Annotated in this window: 13 protein-coding genes; 6 read left to right on the plus strand and 7 right to left on the minus strand. The window is 74.2% G+C overall.

Features of this window, described 5'->3' with window-relative positions:
- Positions 1-41: 41 nt before the first annotated feature.
- The gene (locus tag OG293_RS18395; RefSeq protein WP_405999873.1) at positions 42-1,835 is read right to left on the minus strand and encodes an ABC transporter ATP-binding protein; all 1,794 of its coding nucleotides are present in this window, start codon (positions 1,833-1,835) and stop codon (positions 42-44) included.
- On the minus strand, positions 1,832-3,424 hold the full coding sequence (locus OG293_RS18400; RefSeq protein ID WP_406003635.1) for an ABC transporter transmembrane domain-containing protein: 1,593 nt from the start codon (positions 3,422-3,424) through the stop codon (positions 1,832-1,834). Before OG293_RS18400 ends, OG293_RS18395 begins: the two co-directional genes overlap by 4 nt.
- Positions 3,425-3,893: 469 nt before the next feature.
- On the opposite strand from OG293_RS18400, the gene OG293_RS18405 reads away from it, so the two are divergent.
- Genes OG293_RS18405 through OG293_RS18415 form a run of 3 tightly spaced genes read left to right on the plus strand, consistent with a single transcriptional unit; the run spans position 3,894 to position 6,150 of the window.
- Positions 3,894-4,529, plus strand: coding sequence for an ATP-binding cassette domain-containing protein (locus tag OG293_RS18405; protein ID WP_405999874.1), 636 nt, complete (start codon positions 3,894-3,896; stop codon positions 4,527-4,529).
- Entirely contained in the window at positions 4,526-5,416 is an 891-nt protein-coding gene (locus OG293_RS18410) for a metal ABC transporter permease (RefSeq protein ID WP_405999875.1), read from the plus strand. The genes OG293_RS18405 and OG293_RS18410 overlap by 4 nt, the downstream gene beginning before the upstream one ends.
- Entirely contained in the window at positions 5,350-6,150 is an 801-nt protein-coding gene (locus OG293_RS18415) for a metal ABC transporter solute-binding protein, Zn/Mn family (protein WP_405999876.1), read from the plus strand. Before OG293_RS18410 ends, OG293_RS18415 begins: the two co-directional genes overlap by 67 nt.
- 99 nt (positions 6,151-6,249) lie before the next feature.
- On the opposite strand, the gene OG293_RS18420 is transcribed toward OG293_RS18415, so the two are convergent.
- Positions 6,250-7,884 carry a class I adenylate-forming enzyme family protein gene (locus OG293_RS18420; RefSeq protein ID WP_405999877.1) on the minus strand — a complete coding sequence of 545 codons (1,635 nt, stop codon included), beginning with the start codon at positions 7,882-7,884 and terminating at the stop codon, positions 6,250-6,252.
- Positions 7,881-9,632: a CoA transferase gene (locus OG293_RS18425; RefSeq protein WP_405999878.1), complete on the minus strand. Its 1,752-nt coding sequence runs from the start codon at positions 9,630-9,632 to the stop codon at positions 7,881-7,883. Before OG293_RS18425 ends, OG293_RS18420 begins: the two co-directional genes overlap by 4 nt.
- 155 nt (positions 9,633-9,787) lie before the next feature.
- Between OG293_RS18425 and OG293_RS18430 the strand changes: the two genes are divergently transcribed.
- Entirely contained in the window at positions 9,788-10,993 is a 1,206-nt protein-coding gene (locus tag OG293_RS18430; RefSeq protein WP_405999879.1) for an acyl-CoA dehydrogenase family protein, read from the plus strand.
- A 162-nt stretch (positions 10,994-11,155) separates the two neighbouring features.
- Here OG293_RS18430 and OG293_RS18435 read toward each other — a convergent pair whose 3' ends face one another.
- Positions 11,156-12,196, minus strand: coding sequence for a sugar ABC transporter permease (locus OG293_RS18435; protein ID WP_405999880.1), 1,041 nt, complete (start codon positions 12,194-12,196; stop codon positions 11,156-11,158).
- On the minus strand, positions 12,193-13,506 hold the full coding sequence (locus OG293_RS18440; RefSeq protein ID WP_405999881.1) for an MFS transporter: 1,314 nt from the start codon (positions 13,504-13,506) through the stop codon (positions 12,193-12,195). Before OG293_RS18440 ends, OG293_RS18435 begins: the two co-directional genes overlap by 4 nt.
- A 192-nt stretch (positions 13,507-13,698) precedes the next feature.
- Between OG293_RS18440 and OG293_RS18445 the strand changes: the two genes are divergently transcribed.
- Positions 13,699-14,310, plus strand: coding sequence for a hypothetical protein (locus OG293_RS18445; RefSeq protein ID WP_405999882.1), 612 nt, complete (start codon positions 13,699-13,701; stop codon positions 14,308-14,310).
- Between the two features lie 173 nt (positions 14,311-14,483).
- Positions 14,484-15,053, plus strand: coding sequence for a sigma-70 family RNA polymerase sigma factor (locus tag OG293_RS18450; RefSeq protein WP_405999883.1), 570 nt, complete (start codon positions 14,484-14,486; stop codon positions 15,051-15,053).
- A 173-nt stretch (positions 15,054-15,226) separates the two neighbouring features.
- Here OG293_RS18450 and OG293_RS18455 read toward each other — a convergent pair whose 3' ends face one another.
- Positions 15,227-15,685 carry a pyridoxamine 5'-phosphate oxidase family protein gene (locus tag OG293_RS18455; protein ID WP_406003636.1) on the minus strand — a complete coding sequence of 153 codons (459 nt, stop codon included), beginning with the start codon at positions 15,683-15,685 and terminating at the stop codon, positions 15,227-15,229.
- Positions 15,686-15,830: the final 145 nt, after the last annotated feature.

Here is a 15,830-nt window from a genome sequence, read left to right on the forward strand (position 1 = left end):
CCCACAACCGGACAGCCCTCAACAAGATTTTCAGCAGTCTTCTAGACGGTGCCGTCCCGCGCTCCGCCGTGCCAGGACTTCCAGAGCGCGGCATACGCACCGCCGTCGGCCACCAGCTGCTCGTGGGTGCCGAGTTCGGCGAGCCGGCCTTCCTCCAGCACGGCCACACGGTCCGCGTCGTGGGCGGTGTGCAGGCGGTGCGCGATGGCGATGACCGTACGGCCGTGGAGTACGGCGGCCAGAGCCCGTTCCGTGTGGCGCGCGGTCCTCGCGTCGAGGAGGGCGGTGGCCTCGTCCAGTACGAGCGTGTGCGGGTCGGCCAGGACGACGCGGGCCAGGGCGAGTTGCTGTGCCTGGGCCCCGTCGAGGCGGTGGCCGCCCGCGCCCAGCTCGGTGTCCAGGCCGTCGGGGAGCTCGGCGGCCCAGTCGGCGCCGACGGCGGCGAGCGCGGCGGACAGTTCGGTGCGGGTCGCCGAGGGGGCCGCGATCAGCAGGTTGTCCCGGACCGTGCCGAGGAAGACATGGTGTTCCTGTGTGACCAGGACGACGTGGCGGCGCAGCTGGTCCGGGTCGAGCGCGGCCAGCGGTATCCCGCCGACCGTCACCGTGCCGGAGCGGGGCGTGTCGATACCGGCGAGGAGCCTGCCGAGCGTGGACTTGCCCGCGCCGGACGGGCCGACGAGCGCGAGGCGCTCGCCGGGGCGCACGGTCAGGTCGACGCCGTGCAGGACGTCCCGCCCGCCGTCGTAGGCATAGCGCGCGCCCGCCACCTCGATCCGGCCGTCGGCGGGTGGGACCCGGGTGGCGGGCCGCGCCGGCGGGGCGCGGTCGAGACCCTCCACGCGGGCGAACGCGGCCGTGCTGCTCTGCAGCTGGTCCATCCAGAACAGCACGACGTCCAGCGGATCGGACAACTGCCGCAGATACACGGCCGATGCGACGACCGCGCCGAGCGTGACCGCTCCGTGGGCGTGCAGGACGCCGCCGAGCAGCAGCACCCCGACGACCGGCAGGACGTACGAGACGTCCACGGAAGGAAAGAGCACGCTGCGCAGGAACAGGGTCCGCGTCCGGGCGCGCCGGCACTCCTCGATGGCGTCCCGGCAGGCCGCGACGCGGCGCTCCTGGAGGCCGAGGGCCTCCACGGTACGGGCGCCCGCGGCGGTGGTGGCCAGCACTTCGGCGAGCGCCGAGTCGGCCGCGCCCTCGGCGAGATATCCGGTGTGCGCCCGGCGCAGATACCAGCGGGTGGCGAACCAGATGCCGGTCAGGCCGAGCAGCCCGCAGGCGCCGAGCCGAGGGTCGACGGCGACGACCGCTCCGATGATGAACAGCGTCTGGGACAGGGCGATGAAGACCTCGGGCCCGGCGTCGCGCAGGGTGGTGCCGACGGCGGCGACGTCGGAGGTGCCGCGGGCGGTGAGATCACCGGTGCCCGCGCGTTCCACGACGGAGGCGGGCAGGGCCAGCGCCCGCTCGACGAACTGCTCGCGTACCCGGGCCGAGGTCCGCTCGCCGAAGCGGTGCGCCAGGTACCGGGCGAAGCGGGCGAGGAGCAACTGGACGGTGGCGAAGCCGAGAATGGTGAGCGCCAGCCGGTCCACCGCGGCCACCGAGGTCCCTGCCCTGATCCGGTCGATGACCTGCCCCAGCAGCCACGGCCCGGCGAGCCCGGCCCCGGCGGCGAGCGCGTTGAGCCCGATGACGAGGGCGAAGGCGCGGCCGTCGAGCCGCACCAGTCGCAGCGCGGCCCGCCGTACGTGCCGGGGCTCTGCGACGGGAAGCTGACGGCCGGGTGGGTCCAGGGGCAGCTCGCCCGCCGTCGTACCTCTCATGGCTCATCCCCTTCGGCCGCGTCCCGGGACACCAGCGCGCGGTAGCCCGGCTCGTTGGTCAGCAGTTCGGTGTGGCTGCCGACCGCCTTCGTACGGCCTTCGACGAGGTAGTACACCGTGTCGGCCCTCTCCAGCAGCAGCGGCGATGTGCTCGTGACCAGGGTGGTGCGGCCCGCGCGGGCCGCGCGCAGCCGGTGTGCCAGCACGGCTTCCGTATGGGCGTCCACCGCCGACGTGGGCTCGACCGCCAGCAGCACCTCGGGATCGGCGAGCAGCGCGCGGACGAGGCGGATGCGCTGGCGCTGTCCGCCCGAGAGATTGCGGCCCTGCGCGTCGACGGCCGAGTCGAGTCCGTTCGGCAGCGCGTCGATGATGTCCTGCGCCACGGCTGTGCGGACGGCCGCCGTGATCGCGGCCTCGTCGTGCTCGGCGCGGCCCGAGACCACCTCCCGCAGGGTGCCCGAGAACAGGTCCGCTTCGTTGTCGGCGACCAGGATCCGCTCCCGTACACGCGCCAGCTCCATGTCGGCCAGAGGGGTCCCGCCCCAGGTCGCCGCCGACATGGTGAATCTGGCGAGCCGGTCCACGACGGCCGCGCTGTCCCCCGGGCGGCGGCCGGCCAGCGCGGTCAGCAGTCCCGGCTCCACCTCCACACCGGACTCCGGATCGTGCAGCACGGCCGGGGCGGCGGGCGGGTCGACCACCTCCGCACGGTCGGCCCCGTCGGGCTGCAGGTTCAAGAAGCGCACCACCTGGCGCGCCGCGACCAGCCCGCGCCCCAGGTCGTATCCGCCCTCGATGAAGAACGCCACCGGTATGACCAGGACCGCGACATAGCCGTATACCGCCACCAACTGGCCGACGGTGAGGTCCCCCTGTGCGGCCATCCGGGCCGTCAGCCAGGTCACCGCGCCGAGGAACACCGCCGGAAGGCCGACGGAGAGGGCCTGGATCCAGCTGGTCACCACGCCGACGCGGTATCCCTCGGCCCGCAGTTGCTGCGACCCGCGCCGGTAGTGGTCGGCGTACAGCGCTTTGCCGCCGAGCCCGTTGAGCACGCGCAGTCCGCCGACCAGGTCTCCGATCCGTCCCGCCAGCTCGCCCTGCCGCCCGCGGTAGGTCGTCTCGGCGCCCTGGAGCCGTCCGAGCAGCGGCCCGACGAGCAGGGTGAGCACCGGCACGCCGAGCAGGACCACCAGGGTGAGCAGCGGCGATACGGACCACAGCAGGACGGCCACGATGAGATAGCCGAGCACCGCTCCCACGCCGGGGCCGGTGATGGTCAGCGTCTGACTGATCGTCCTGACGTCGCTGATGCCGATCGTGACGATCTCGCCGGCGGTGAGCCGCCCGGGAAGCGTCGCGCCCAGCAGGGTCGACTGCCGGACGACGACCTGGACGGTGCGGAAGACCGCGTCCATCCGGATGCGGGTCATGGTGCGGTGCCGGGCGATCCCCAGCCAGGAGCTCAGCAATCCGACACCGAGGAGGGCGCCGGTCCAGCCGGTCAGCGCGCAGAAGTCGCCGGGTTCGAGACCTTCGTCGATGGCCAGGGACAGGAGGTAGGGAGGCAGGGTGAGGCTCACCATCCACAGGCTGCCCAGGACGGCGCCCGTCGCGACGCGGCGGCGCTGACTGGTTATCAGCCACCACAGGTAACGCCCGGCACTCCGGGTGTCCGGGGATCCCGGGGCGTTCGTACGAGCGACTGTCACACGTGCGACTGTAGTGACCCTGTTCGGGAGTCGCTGACCCCGCTCCGGCCCGCTCGCTCAACATCCCTGTGGGTCAAAGGAGTTGGCCGAGACTGTTTTTTTCTCCCGCCGGCCGTCCGGCCGTGGGGCCGGGACAGGTGGTCCATCAGGCTCGGCGCGAACGGTGTCAGCGGTGGGCGGGCCGGTCGGGAACGCTGCCCGGAACGCGCGTTCGCGGTCGCCGAGGAGGGGCGTACACGGGCGGGGCGACATCGCCGGACGGACGCCGTCGCGTCCCACGGGAACTGACCGGCCCACCCGTCCGACTCCTCTCCCGTACCAGGGTGTCCAAGCGGGAGGCGGAATGGGCGGGCTCGATGTGCGGCTGCGCGCCGTGGGCTGCCGGCACGGCCGGGTGGACGCCGTGACCGACGTCGATCTCGATGTCGCGTCCGGCGAACGCGTGGCGCTGACCGGCACCAACGGCTCCGGCAAGACCACATTGCTGCGGGCCGTGCTCGGCCTGCACCGGTCGGTGCACGGCGAGATCCTCGTCGGAGGCCGGCCGGCCCGCACCACCGCCGAGTGGGCCTGGCGGCGGCGGGCCTGCGCGTGGATTCCGCAGAAGCCCGCGGCCGGGCGGTTCCCGCTGCTGGCGGGCGAGCTGCTGGCGAGCAGCGGGGCACCGGAGGAGGCCGCGGACGCGGCGGGGCGACTGGGCGTGGGAGAGCTGGCCGCGCGGCCCCTGCACACTCTGTCCGGGGGCCAGTTGCAGCGCATGTACCTGGCGCGGGCGGCCGGAGCCGTCGCCGCAGGAGCCGGTCTGCTGCTCGCCGACGAGCCCACCGCCGCGCTCGACTTCGCCGGTCAGGAGGAGGCGGCGGACGTCCTGCTCGCCTTGCCGGTGACCCTCGTCGTGGTCACCCACGACCGGGCCCTGGCCGACCGCTGCGAGCGCGTGCTGGAAATGGCCGCCGGGCGGCTGCGGGAGGTCCGGTGACTCTCGCCGCCGCCGACCTCGGGCAGCTCCTCCAGCTCGTCCCCGTCCAGCGGGCGGGCTTCGCCCTGCTGTTGGCCGCCGTCGGCCTCCCGGTCGTCGGCGTCGTCATCGTCGGGCTCGACATCATGCCGGTGCGCTTCGCGATGATGCATGTGGCCCTGCTGGGTATCGCCGTCGGGCTGCTGAGCGGCCTCGACCCCATGCTGTGCGCGCTGGTCGCGTGCGGGCTCGCGGGCGCCGCGGTCGCGCCGCTCGCCCGCACGCCCGACGGGCTCTCCGGGGCGATGGGCCTGCTGATGAGCCTCGCCATCGCCGCTGCCCTGCTCGTGCTCGCGGTCTCCGGGGTCAACGCGGCGGGCGCCTTCGCCCTGCTCTGGGGGTCGATCCTGTCCGTCGGCGCCGCCGATCTGTGGGTGCTGGGCGCGCTCGCCGTCCTGGTGCCCGCCCTGTTCTGGTGGCGGCGGCGCGACATCGCGCTGCTGCTGTACGACCGCGAACTCGCCCTCTGCTCCGGCGTACGGGTCGAGCGGCTGACGCTCGTCCTGCTCGTCCTCGTCGCGGTGGCGGTCGCCGGTGCGATCAAGCTGACCGGCGCGCTCCTCGTGGACGCGCTCACCCTGCTGCCCGCACTGGCCGCGCGCCGCCTCGGCTCCTCGCTGAGATCGATCACCGCCTGGGCCGTGGGCATCGGCGTCGCCGTCAACGCGACCGGCTTCCTGCTGGCCCTCCGGATGGACCTGCCTCCGGGTCCCGTCCTCGTCCTGACCGCCGGGGCCGTCGCCCTCGGCGTCCATCTTGTTCCCGAACGGAGAATCCGCCCATGGCGCGCAACCGCGTCCGCACCACTGTCCTCCCCGCAGCGCTCCTCGCATCCGTCCTCGCACTGACCGCGGGCTGCGGCGGCGGCTCGGACTCCTCGTCGGGCGACCACAAGGACGGGCCCCCGGTAGTGGTGGCCACGACGACCTGGGAGGGTGCGTTCGCCAAGGCCGCGGGCGCGCAGGACGTCAAGGTGATCGTTCCGCCGTCGGTGCAGCACGCCCCCGACTACGACCCGAAGCCGTCCGATCTCGCGGCGGTGGCCGAGGCCGACTTCGTGCTTTACGCGCCCTTCGAGCCGTACGCCGAGAAGATCAAGGAGGCCGCGGGCTCGAAGGCGAAGCTCATCGAGGTGAACCTCGACAACGACGCCGACAAGGCCGGCACCGAAGTGGCCCGGCTGGGCAAGACGTTCGGGACCGGTGCCGCCGCCGCGGCCTGGCAGAAGAACTTCGGGACCGAGTACGGCGCGCTCCAGCGGGAACTGAAGGCCGCCTGGCCGGGCGGAAAGGCACCGGCCGTCGTCACCCAGGTCTTCACGGCCTGGTCGGCGAAGATGGCGGGCGCGCAGGTGGTGGGGACGTACGGCCCCGAGGCGGTGACCGCGCAGCAGCTCTCCGGACTGTCGGCGAAGAAGCCGGCGCTGGTCCTGGACAACGCGCACATGTCCACCGGGACCGTGCTGCCCGACTCGGGCGCGAAGCAGGTCAAGATCGTCAACTTCCCCGGCAAGGACCTGGATCTGCTGCCGGTGTACCGGGACGCGGCCTCCGCGCTCAAGAAGGCGATGGGCGGAGCCTGACGCTCCGGCCCTGGGGCCGCCGGACAGCCTGACGCTCCGGCCCCCGGCCGCCGGACGGTGAGGTTCTGCCCCGTCCGGCGGCCGATGAGGGAATCGGGCTCAGACCGCCCGCGCCCGCAGCGCCGCCCGGTCCGGCTTTCCCGCGGGCGTGAGCGGGACCTCCGGGACCACGAGCAACCGCTCCGGGTGCTTGCGCCGTTCCAGTCCCCGCGCGTTGAGATGCGCGCACAGGTCGTCGAGTTCCGGCGCGTGCCCGTCGCGGGCCACCACGCACGCCGCGAGCCGCTCGCCCATCAGCGGATCGGGCACGCCGACGCACACCACGTCCCGTATCCCCGGATGCGCGGCCAGTTCGATCTCGACCTCGGCGGGGCTGATGTTGGCGCCGCCGCGGATGACGACGTCCTTGAGCCGGCCCACGACCCGCAGCGAGCCGTCCTCCTCCAGGAGCCCCAGATCCCCGGTGCGCACCCAGCCGTCGGCCGTGCGGTAGCGGGCGTCGAGCTCGGGCGCGCCCACGTAGCAGAGCGGTGTCATCGGGCCCCGGGCGACGATCTCGCCGACGGAGCCCGCGGGCGCCTCCTCCATCCCGGGCGTGCCGGGGACGGCGATCCGGATGTCCGCGACGCGCGGGTCCGGGTGCCCGGCGAACACCCCGGGCCTCGTGTCGTGCGGACCCGTGCCGTCGAGACCCGTATGGCAGTTGACGCCGTCCGCGGACCCGTACAGGTTGACGACCGGGCAGCCGAAGACGCGGCGCGCCTCCTCGGCCGTGGCCGTGTCGAGGACCGAGCCGCCCAGTACCAGCGCGGTGGGCGCGGGGAGTTCGCGGGGCCGTTCGGCCAGTTCGTCGAGGAGCATCCGGATCATCGTCGGCACGCCCAGCACATGCGTCGGCTCGTGCTCGGCGATCGCGTCCAGCGCCGCCGCGGGCGTGAAGTGGTCGAGCAGCACCAGGGTTCCGCCGTGCCGGGCGAGCGCTACAGCGGTGCCGTTGCTGCCGAAGGCCGAGGCAAGCGGGACGAGGAAGAGACAGCGAGGCGGCTGCCCGTCCTTCAGCAGCGACGCCAGGAAGTTGCCGCGGCCCCCGGCCAGCGCGTTGTGGGAGTAGGCGATCATCTTCGGCTCGGCCTCGGAGCCCGAGGTGACCAGGATGCGCACGGCGGACTCGGGGTCGGGGCGGTTGGGCACGAAGGCGCTCGGGTCGGTGCGCAGGAGCTGCGACAGCGGTAGGGAACCCTCGGGCGCCCGACCGGTGCCTGCGGCGATCACCGTGCGCAGAGCGGGCAGTTCAGCCGCGATGGCGAGCAGCTCGGCGGCGTGCCGGCTCCCCCGGTGGTCGATGGCGGCGATCACGGCGACCGCCTCGGATCTGCGCAGCAGCGAGGCTGCCTCGCGCCCGCCCCGGCCGACCGGGAACGGCAGCGAGACGGCGCCGATCGCGGCCAGCGCGAGATCGGCGATCACGGCGTTGCGGCCATCGGGGAGCTGGACGCCGACCACATCGCCGGGCCCTGTCCCCAGGGCGGTGAGGCCGGCGGCCAGACATCGCACTTTGCGGTCCAGGGCCGTGTAACAGAGCTTCCCCTTGGCATCGATGACCGCCGTGCGATGCAGATCCGCGATCTGGCGGGCCCGGTAGAGGCTGTAGACGTCGAGATCGGGGCAGGTTCCGTCGGCGGTCCAGGAGCGGCGCAGCTCGGCGGGCAGCAGATCGTGCAGGGCGACGGTCACAGGAAGCTCCAGGGGTCGGGAACGGCAGGGGCCCCGTGCGCGTCCCGGCCGATCGAGCCGGCGAGGCGCGGGTCGTGGTGCAGCTCCGTCAGGTCGGCTGTGACCGCGGTCGCGGCCAGTCCGTGGGTGCGCAACTGGGCGAGGGCGTCCTCGGTGCCCAGCTCACGCAGGTCGTACGCGGCGGCAGCGCCCGCGCACGAGTCGCTGGGCGCGATCCAGCCGTCGGCGGTGGGCAGCGGGCGGCGGAATCCGGCGGGCCGGCGTGGGGGGAGACCCTCTGCGGCCCGCCCGCGGGCGGGCGCGGTCAGGACGTCCGCCGCGCCCAGCAGAGAAGAGTCCACCCGCACGCCGTGGCCCGTGCGCTCCCGCAGCACCAGTCCGGCCAGCACCGCCTCGGCGCCGAGCAGCCCCCCGAGTACATCGAGCAGGGTCATCAGCGACGGCGCGGGCGGCTCCCCTTCGGGCCGTACGGCCTCGCCGACGCCGGTACGGGCCTGGACCATGAAGTCGGTGCCCATGGGGGCGTCGGACAGCCGTCCGGCCCAGCCGCTGGTGTACGCGTAGACGAGCGCGGGGTTCGCCGCGGCCAGGTGTTCGTGGTCGAGGCCGAGTTCGGCGGCCTTCCCCGGGGCCCAGTTGTGCAGGAACACATCCGCCCCGGCCGCCATCTCACGCAGCCGCCGCCGGTCGCTCTCGGCCTTGATGTCCACCTCGACGGCCCGTTTGCCCCGGTTGAGAGCAAGCCAGCGTGCCGAGAGCCCTGAGCAGGCGGGGGGCATACCGCGCAGCGGGTCGCCGCCCGGCGGCTCGATCCGCACGACGTCCGCCCCCAGGAGCCCCAGCAGATGGGCGGCGAGTGGCGCCTGGATACGGCGTCCGGCCTCCAGGACCGTCAGCCCGGCGAGCGGCAGGCCGGCCGGGGCGCCGCCTGTCGCGTACGCCGCCGGGTGCGCGGCCAGCGTCCACGGCGGAGCCTCCGGGATGCCTCGGTCGGCCAGGGAACGCAGGGCGCACACTTCGGCCCCGGACGTCTTCGCCGCGTACCGGATCCGTTCCCAGGAACAGCCGCCCGCCGTACGGTGCAGCGCCTCGGGGAAGGGCGCGCAGGCGGTCGCGTACCGGAACTGGAAGGGCCGCCAGCCTGCCCGTATCGGCGTCTCCGGTGCGTCGAGCGCGCGCCAGAACGCGGCCCACGCCCCCGGATCGAGGGTTTCCAGCTCGAAGACGGTCCCGTCCGAGGAGGTGAAGGGCGGTCCGCCCGGGGAGAGTTCGGCGGCCTCGCCCTCGTCGGCCCCGGCCGCGGCAAGGTACTGCGACACGGCCAGCAGCCCGGCCCGGTCCGCACTCGTCGACACCTGGGCGACCCGGCCGCCGCGCGCCTGCGCCAGCAGTCCAGCGAGCACGCCCTGCACGGTCAGGACCGCGGTGGCGGTGGAGGCGTAGTCCGCCGCGATCCCGCGCGGGCCGCCGTCCCGCCTCCCGTGCACCGCCATGATCCCGGTCGCGGCCTGCACGGTCGCCTCGTCCGTGACATCGCGCGCCGTCGCCGCCCAGCGGGCGTCGGCGGCGAGCGTCTCGAACCCGGCCCCGTCGACGGCGATGTGGGACCCGCCCCGGTGATCCGTAGCGGCACCCAGCAGCCGCAGGTGCTCCGCCACGAGTCCCGCGCCGGGGCCGGGTGGCCCCGAGGTCTGCGCCCGCAGACCGTCCAGCGGCCGGACCGTCCGCGTGGTGGCTGGTGATGCCATGCCTCTCCTCTTTCGATGCTCGTCCGATCCGCTTTCCGAAGCGGTGGGAACCTGGGAGCCGTCGCGCCCGACCAGTTCCGTGTGACAGGCAGTCGGACAGTCGTTCCCATGGGTTCCCGGAAGGCCGGAGGAAAGTGGTGCAGCCAGAGGTGCCGGTGACGACCGGACTTCCCGAATGTCCGGCGGACACGGTCGAGTTGAGAGACCGCGTTGCCCACTTCGTACGCGACCGGGTGATGCCGCAGGAGCCGGTGCTCGACTGCGGCGGCCCGGATGCGTCCGCCGTACTGCGCGAGCTTGGGCGACAGGCGAAGGACCAGGGCCTGTGGGCGCTGCCGCTCCCCGCCGAACTCGGCGGCCAGGGACTGCCCCTGCGCCGCTATGCGCATATCGCCGAGGCCGAGGGCGCCAGCGACCACGGGCCGGCCGCGCTCGGCTCCGCCTCCCTGCTGGACGTCCTCATGCTGCGCGGGCAGGGCAGCGCCCGGGTGCGCGCGCTCTACCCGGAGCGGCTTGCCTCGGGGGAACTGCGCAGCTCGTACGCGATGACCGAACCCGACGTCCCCGGCACCGACCCCTTCCTCACCGAGACCCGTGCCCGGTCCGCACCGGACGGCAGCTGGAGGGTGAGCGGCCGCAAGTGGTTCACGACCGGGGCGGCCGACGCCGACCTGGTCACCGTCCTCGCCCGCACCGGCGGCGCGCCCCCGGACCGCGGGGGACTCTCCCTGCTGCTCGTCCGCACGGACTCGCCCGGCTTCCGGGTGGTGCGCGAACTGCCCGTGCTGGGCGCGGGCGGCCAGTGGGAGATCGCCCTCGACGACGTGCCCGTCCCCGGTGACCATCTGATCGGCCGGCCCGGCGAGGCGCTGACGATCGCGGGCGAGCGGCTGCAACTCGGCCGCACACTGCGCTGCCTGCGGTGGCTCGGCCAGGCCCGGCGCGCCTTCGACCTGATGCGCGACCGCGCGCTGACCCGCACCCGCTCCCGCGGCCCGCTCGGCGACCTCCAGCTGGTCCAGCGCCACCTGTTCGATGCGCTCCTCGCACTGCGGACGACCCGTCCGCTGGTGTACGAGGCGGTGGCACGGCTCGACGCGGGCCGCGACGCGCATGTGGAGGTGGGCCTGGCCAAGGTCGCGGCGGCGCGGATGCTGCAGGAGGTGACGGACGCGGCGATCCAGGTCCACGGGGCGGCGGGGCTGGGTCCGGACACGGCACTGCCGGGGCTGTTCCGGACGGGTCGGACGGCGAGGATTCTGGACGGGCCGGACGAGCTGCATGTGTCGTCGGTGGCTCGCCGGGTGCTTTTCCCCACCCCTCCTCTTCCGCCGAGCGGGGCTGCGCGCCGGACCCCTTAGTCAGGCGCACAGGCCCTTTAGGCGCGCGGGCTCTTTAGGCGCGCGGGCTCTTTAGGCGCGCGGGCTCTTTAGGCGCGCGGGCCCCGCGGCGCGATCAAGTCTCTTGGGCCATCGAGGGGCGCGGGGCGCCGCCCCGGGAGGAGGTCTCGGGGGGACTCCCGGCTAGCGCGTCACCAGCCCCGTCAGCTCCGCCAACCCCACCGCCAAGAAGTAGTCCCCCCACACCAGTTCGTTCCGTACCGCCACACCCTGAACCCGGTCGTAACACCCCTCCCGCAACCCCCCGTCCTCGGCCAGATGGACCCGTACGAGCTCCTCCAGCACCGCGACCGCCTCCTGTCGGCGGCCCAGTTCGAGCAGGGCGACCGCCGTGATCGCCGCCGCCGAGGTGTCGAGGGGGCCGTCGGGATCGGCGTCGTCCGCCGGTGGGACCGGCAGCGGATGGGTCAGTTCCCCGGTGAGGTCCCGCAGCTCCGCCGCGTCCAGCCGCCCCGCCGCCTCCGCCACCGCGAGCAGCAGCCATGCCCGCCCACGGCTCCAGCCCGGCGTCGGATCGGGGTGGGCGACCCAGCCCGTCGACGGGTCGTGGCGCATCGCTCCGTTCCCCCGGCACAGTTCGAGATGCGTCCACAGATGGCTCTCGGCCGCCTCGGCGTCCGCCACCGCCAGCAGCGGCACCATTCCCGGCACCGCGTCCGGGCGGGCCACGAGCCGGGGGCCCCCGAAGGCCGAGCCCCAGGGGACGAGGCCCAGTTCGGGGTCGAAGGCCTTGAGACAGGCGTGGGCGGCCCGGTCGCGCAGCCGTCGCGCGGCTTCGTCGTCGGCGAGGACGGTCCCGTACCAGAGGATCAGTCCCCGGGCCGCGGTGTCCGTGTCCACCCAGTCGGCGAGGCGCGCGGTGCACGCGGCAGCGGCCTGCCGGTCGGACGCCTCGCCTGTGTGCCGGGCCCGCAGCCACAGCAGTCCCGCCCAGAATCCGCCGGTCCAGGAGCCGCGCCGGGTGGTCGTCCAGCGGCCGTCGGCCGGATCCGCGAAGAGCGGGAAGCGTTCGCCGACTTCGGCCCGTACGGCGGCGACGCGGCCGAGCATTGCGGCGAGAGCCGGCGCGGCCCACTCGGGTGCGGCCTCTTCGCGTCCGGTCTCTTCGCGTCCGGCCCACTTGCGTCCGGCCCCTCCAGGTCCGGCCCACTCGGGTGTGCTCATCGCCGCGCCTCGCCCCCGTCCCGCACGGCCCACCAGACCGCCACCCCGCACGCGCCCGCGAACTCGGCGGCGACCAGCAGCCACCCGGTTCCGTAGCGGCCGGACTCGGCCAGCAGGCCGAACAGCGGTGGCCCGACGGCGAATCCGGCGAAGAATCCGGCGGAGACGAGTGCCGAGTCCTGCCCGGCCCGCCCGGGGGCGGCGCGCTGCATGACGAGGACCATGGACACCGCGTTGGCCGAGACCGCGAACACACCGACGGCGACCGCGGCGACCCAGGCCAGCGGGTGGGCGAAGGACGCGCCCGCCAGCAGCAGCGCCGCCCCGACGGCTCCGGCGGCGAGCAGGCCGGGCAGCCGGAGCGCACGGCCGGGCTGCCCGGCCACCTTCGACCAGCCGACCCGTCCGCCGACGCCCGCGACGCCCAGGACGGCGACGAGCGCCGCGGCGGCCGTCGGTCCGAGTCCGAGCCGCTGAGTGCCGTAGAGGGCGAGATATGTGTTGACCGAGGCGATCCCGCTGCCGAGCAGGAGCGAGAAGGCGGCGAGCCAGGCGATCGCCCCTCGCGGCACCAGAGCCGAGCGAACCCCGGCCCCGGCCCGCGACGGCCCCGGCCCACCAGGTCCGGCCCCCGACCCTGTGCGCGCTGCCGGTCCCGCGCCGGGCAGAACGGCTGCCGGGACGGCCCGGGGTCCGTCGGGGTCCGTGGGCAGCACCCGCGCCGCCCACACCGCCGCGACCACCGCCGCCCCCGCCGCCGTCCACACCGCGCCCCGCCAGCCGGCGACCCCGGCGAGCGCCGCGAGCGGCAGCCCGGCGGCGAACGCCCCGAGCTGAACGCCCGACTGCTTCATCCCGGTCACCGACCCGCGCCGCGCGGGCGCCACCGTGGCCAGGATCGCCTTGTTGGTGGCCGGGTTGGCCAGCGCCTGCGGCAGCCCGCCGAGCGCGACCGCCGCCAGAAGCAACCCGGTGCCGGGCGCCGATCCGATCAGCGCCAGTGCCAGGGCGGAGACGAGCAGCAGCGCGACCAGACAGCGGCGCGGCCCCACCCGGTCGACCACCCGCCCCCCGACCGGGGAGAGCACGGCCGCGGCCCCGAAGCCGGTGGTCGTCGTCAGGCCGAGCACGGTCGGCGACACATCCAGGTCGTCCACGAGCCGCGGACCCAGCGCCCCGAGCAGGAACAGCTGCATCATCGAGAACGCCATGGCACACGTCAGCAGCGCCGTCAGGGCGCCCTGCGGGCGGCTCTCACCACCCGGCGCCGCCGCCCCGGCCGAGGCCGCCTGCTTCTGCTCCGCGTTCACCGGTGCGTCACCGTCCCAAGCCCCGTCCACAGCCCGGGAGGTCACCCGGGTCGTGCCAGGAGTCGTACGGAGGGGCTCTCAAGTTCCCGTGAATTTCTGTGGCTTGATTCACCCGCCCGTCCTTGAGCCCGGCTCGTGGACTTCCGTACCCACCCTTGAAGTACGCGAGCCAAATGCAAGGATGAGGCCGCCATGACTGCTGGACGGGGTGTGCGTGCGATACGGGCCGCGGTGTTCGCGGCCGTCTGTGTGCTGCTCGCCGCCCTCGGCCATGTGCTGATGTCGGAGACCGGCGTGCCGTGGCGGACACTGGCCGCAGGGGCGGCCGTGACCGGCGCCGCGGCCTGGTGCCTGGCCGAACACGAGCGGGCTCCGCTGCCGGTCGTGGCGATCACCACGGTCGTGCAGGCGGGGCTGCACACCACCTTCACGCTGGCCCGGTCCGCGCCCTTGCCCGCCGTACCGATGCACCACCACACCGGTGCCATGGACTCCATGGCACCGGTGGGCCACGGGATGACCGGCGGCGGCATGTCGACCGGAATGCTCGCCGCCCACCTGCTGGCCGCCCTGCTCAGCGGTCTCTGGCTCGCCCATGGGGAGCGGGCGGCCTTCCGGATTCTGCGTGCGGTCGCCGGATGGTTCGCCGCGCCGCTGCGCCTGCCGGTCCGCGCCTGCGCACTGCCCCACCGGCCACCGCGCATCCCCGCCCGCCGTCACCGCGGAGCGCGAACGCCCCGGCGGCTGCTGCTCGTTCACGCTCTCACCACTCGGGGTCCGCCCGTCGGGACCGCTGTCGTCTGACAGCAGGATTCCCGCTGCCGCCGTGGGGCCCACGCCCCGGCGCTCGGGCATCGGCCGCGCTCGTGCGCGTGGCCGTACGACTCACCGGAGCCGCGCTCGCGCGCGCCCGGATTCCCGGATTCCGAGAAGGACATCAGGCAATGAACCCTGCCCTGACCTCGACCGTTCCGCGCATGACGCGATGTACCGGCGACGAGGCGATCACCGCCTGGGCGCTCGCCGCACGCGGCGGCGACCCTCTGGCGGTCGAACGCTTCGTCCGTGCTCTGCAACGTGACGTCCGCCGCTACGTGGCCTACCTCAGTGCCGATCCGCAGGCCGCCGACGATCTGACCCAGGACACCTTCCTGAGGGCGCTCGGCAGTCTGCACCGATTCGAGGGCCGTTCGTCGGCCCGCACCTGGCTGCTCTCCATAGCCCGGCGCGCGGTGATCGACAGCCTGCGCCGCACCGCCGCGCGCCCCCGGCTCGCGGACACCGACGACTGGCAGTCCGCCGCCGAGCGCGCCCAGTCCCGCAATGTCCCCGGCTTCGACGACGGCATCGCGCTGGCCGAACTGCTCACCACGCTCCCCGACGAGCGCCGGGAGGCCTTCGTTCTCACACAGTTGCTGGGGCTGCCCTATGCCGAGGCCGCTCTCGTCAGCGGCTGCCCGGTCGGCACCGTCCGCTCCCGGGTGGCTCGTGCCCGCAGCTCCCTGATGGGCCTGCTGCACGAGGCCGAGCGCCCGGTCTCCGTCTGAGGCGGTATGGGGCCGGCCCGCCTCGGACATGTGCCAGCAGTGTCCGCCTCGGGTCGGCCCTGTGTGTCGCCCCGTCCCGGGCCGGCCTCCTGTGTCGCCCCGTCCCGGGCCGGCCCCCCTGTGTCACCCCGCCGGCCGGGTCCTGAGCAGGAGTCTGGATCTCGGCGGGCGCTCTATGCCAACCACTCGCCGTCGCGCAGCAGTTCGCGCCCTGCGAGCTCATTGGCCTCGCGCCAGGCCTGGATCCGCAGCGGGCGCACCCGGAAGTACAGATAACCGCTGGTGAGCTGCCGCGGATCGAAGCCGGTCTTCTCCGCGAAGGCGTCACCGGTCTTCTCGGGGAGTTCGTCGGGTGCGAGCGCCTCGACGTCACCCTCGACGAGCACGACGTCCCGCGTCGCCCCGATCCCGAGCCGCACGGTGCTGCCGGAGCGCAGATTGCGGCCCGTTGGGCCGGCGGCCGGGGTGGCGAACAGCAGCGCGCTGCCGTCCCAGAGGAAGGACAGGGGCACCATGTACGGGGTGCCGCTCGCCGGGTCGGCGGTGGCGACCCAGGCGTCGATCTCCTCCTCCAGCCGGTCGAGCGTGTCCTGCTTGCGCTGCTTCCGGTCACGTGCGGGCGGTGCGGTGATGGGCGTCATGGTCGGCAAGTCTCCCTCGGGCAGATGTCGCTCGTCACTGGATTGACCCGTCGGGCTGGGGAGTTGTGACACCGGGGACCGCGGTCCCGGGCCGGTCGTCCTGCCGTCGGGTGTGGTGCCCACCGACGTCCTGCCC

The sequence above is a fragment of the Streptomyces sp. NBC_00829 genome (assembly GCF_045161795.1).
In the GTDB taxonomy this organism is placed as follows: Bacteria; Actinomycetota; Actinomycetes; order Streptomycetales; family Streptomycetaceae; genus Streptomyces.

Coding starts and splice junctions, on each gene's coding strand:
- OG293_RS18415 (WP_405999876.1), top strand. CDS start 5,350: ATGGCGCGCAACCGCGTCCGCACCACTGTCCTCCCCGCAGCGCTCCTC.
- OG293_RS18405 (WP_405999874.1), top strand. CDS start 3,894: ATGGGCGGGCTCGATGTGCGGCTGCGCGCCGTGGGCTGCCGGCACGGC.
- OG293_RS18450 (WP_405999883.1), top strand. CDS start 14,484: ATGACGCGATGTACCGGCGACGAGGCGATCACCGCCTGGGCGCTCGCC.
- OG293_RS18435 (WP_405999880.1), bottom strand. CDS start 12,196: ATGAGCACACCCGAGTGGGCCGGACCTGGAGGGGCCGGACGCAAGTGG.
- OG293_RS18400 (WP_406003635.1), bottom strand. CDS start 3,424: ATGGTGAGCCTCACCCTGCCTCCCTACCTCCTGTCCCTGGCCATCGAC.
- OG293_RS18395 (WP_405999873.1), bottom strand. CDS start 1,835: ATGAGAGGTACGACGGCGGGCGAGCTGCCCCTGGACCCACCCGGCCGT.
- OG293_RS18445 (WP_405999882.1), top strand. CDS start 13,699: ATGACTGCTGGACGGGGTGTGCGTGCGATACGGGCCGCGGTGTTCGCG.
- OG293_RS18425 (WP_405999878.1), bottom strand. CDS start 9,632: ATGGCATCACCAGCCACCACGCGGACGGTCCGGCCGCTGGACGGTCTG.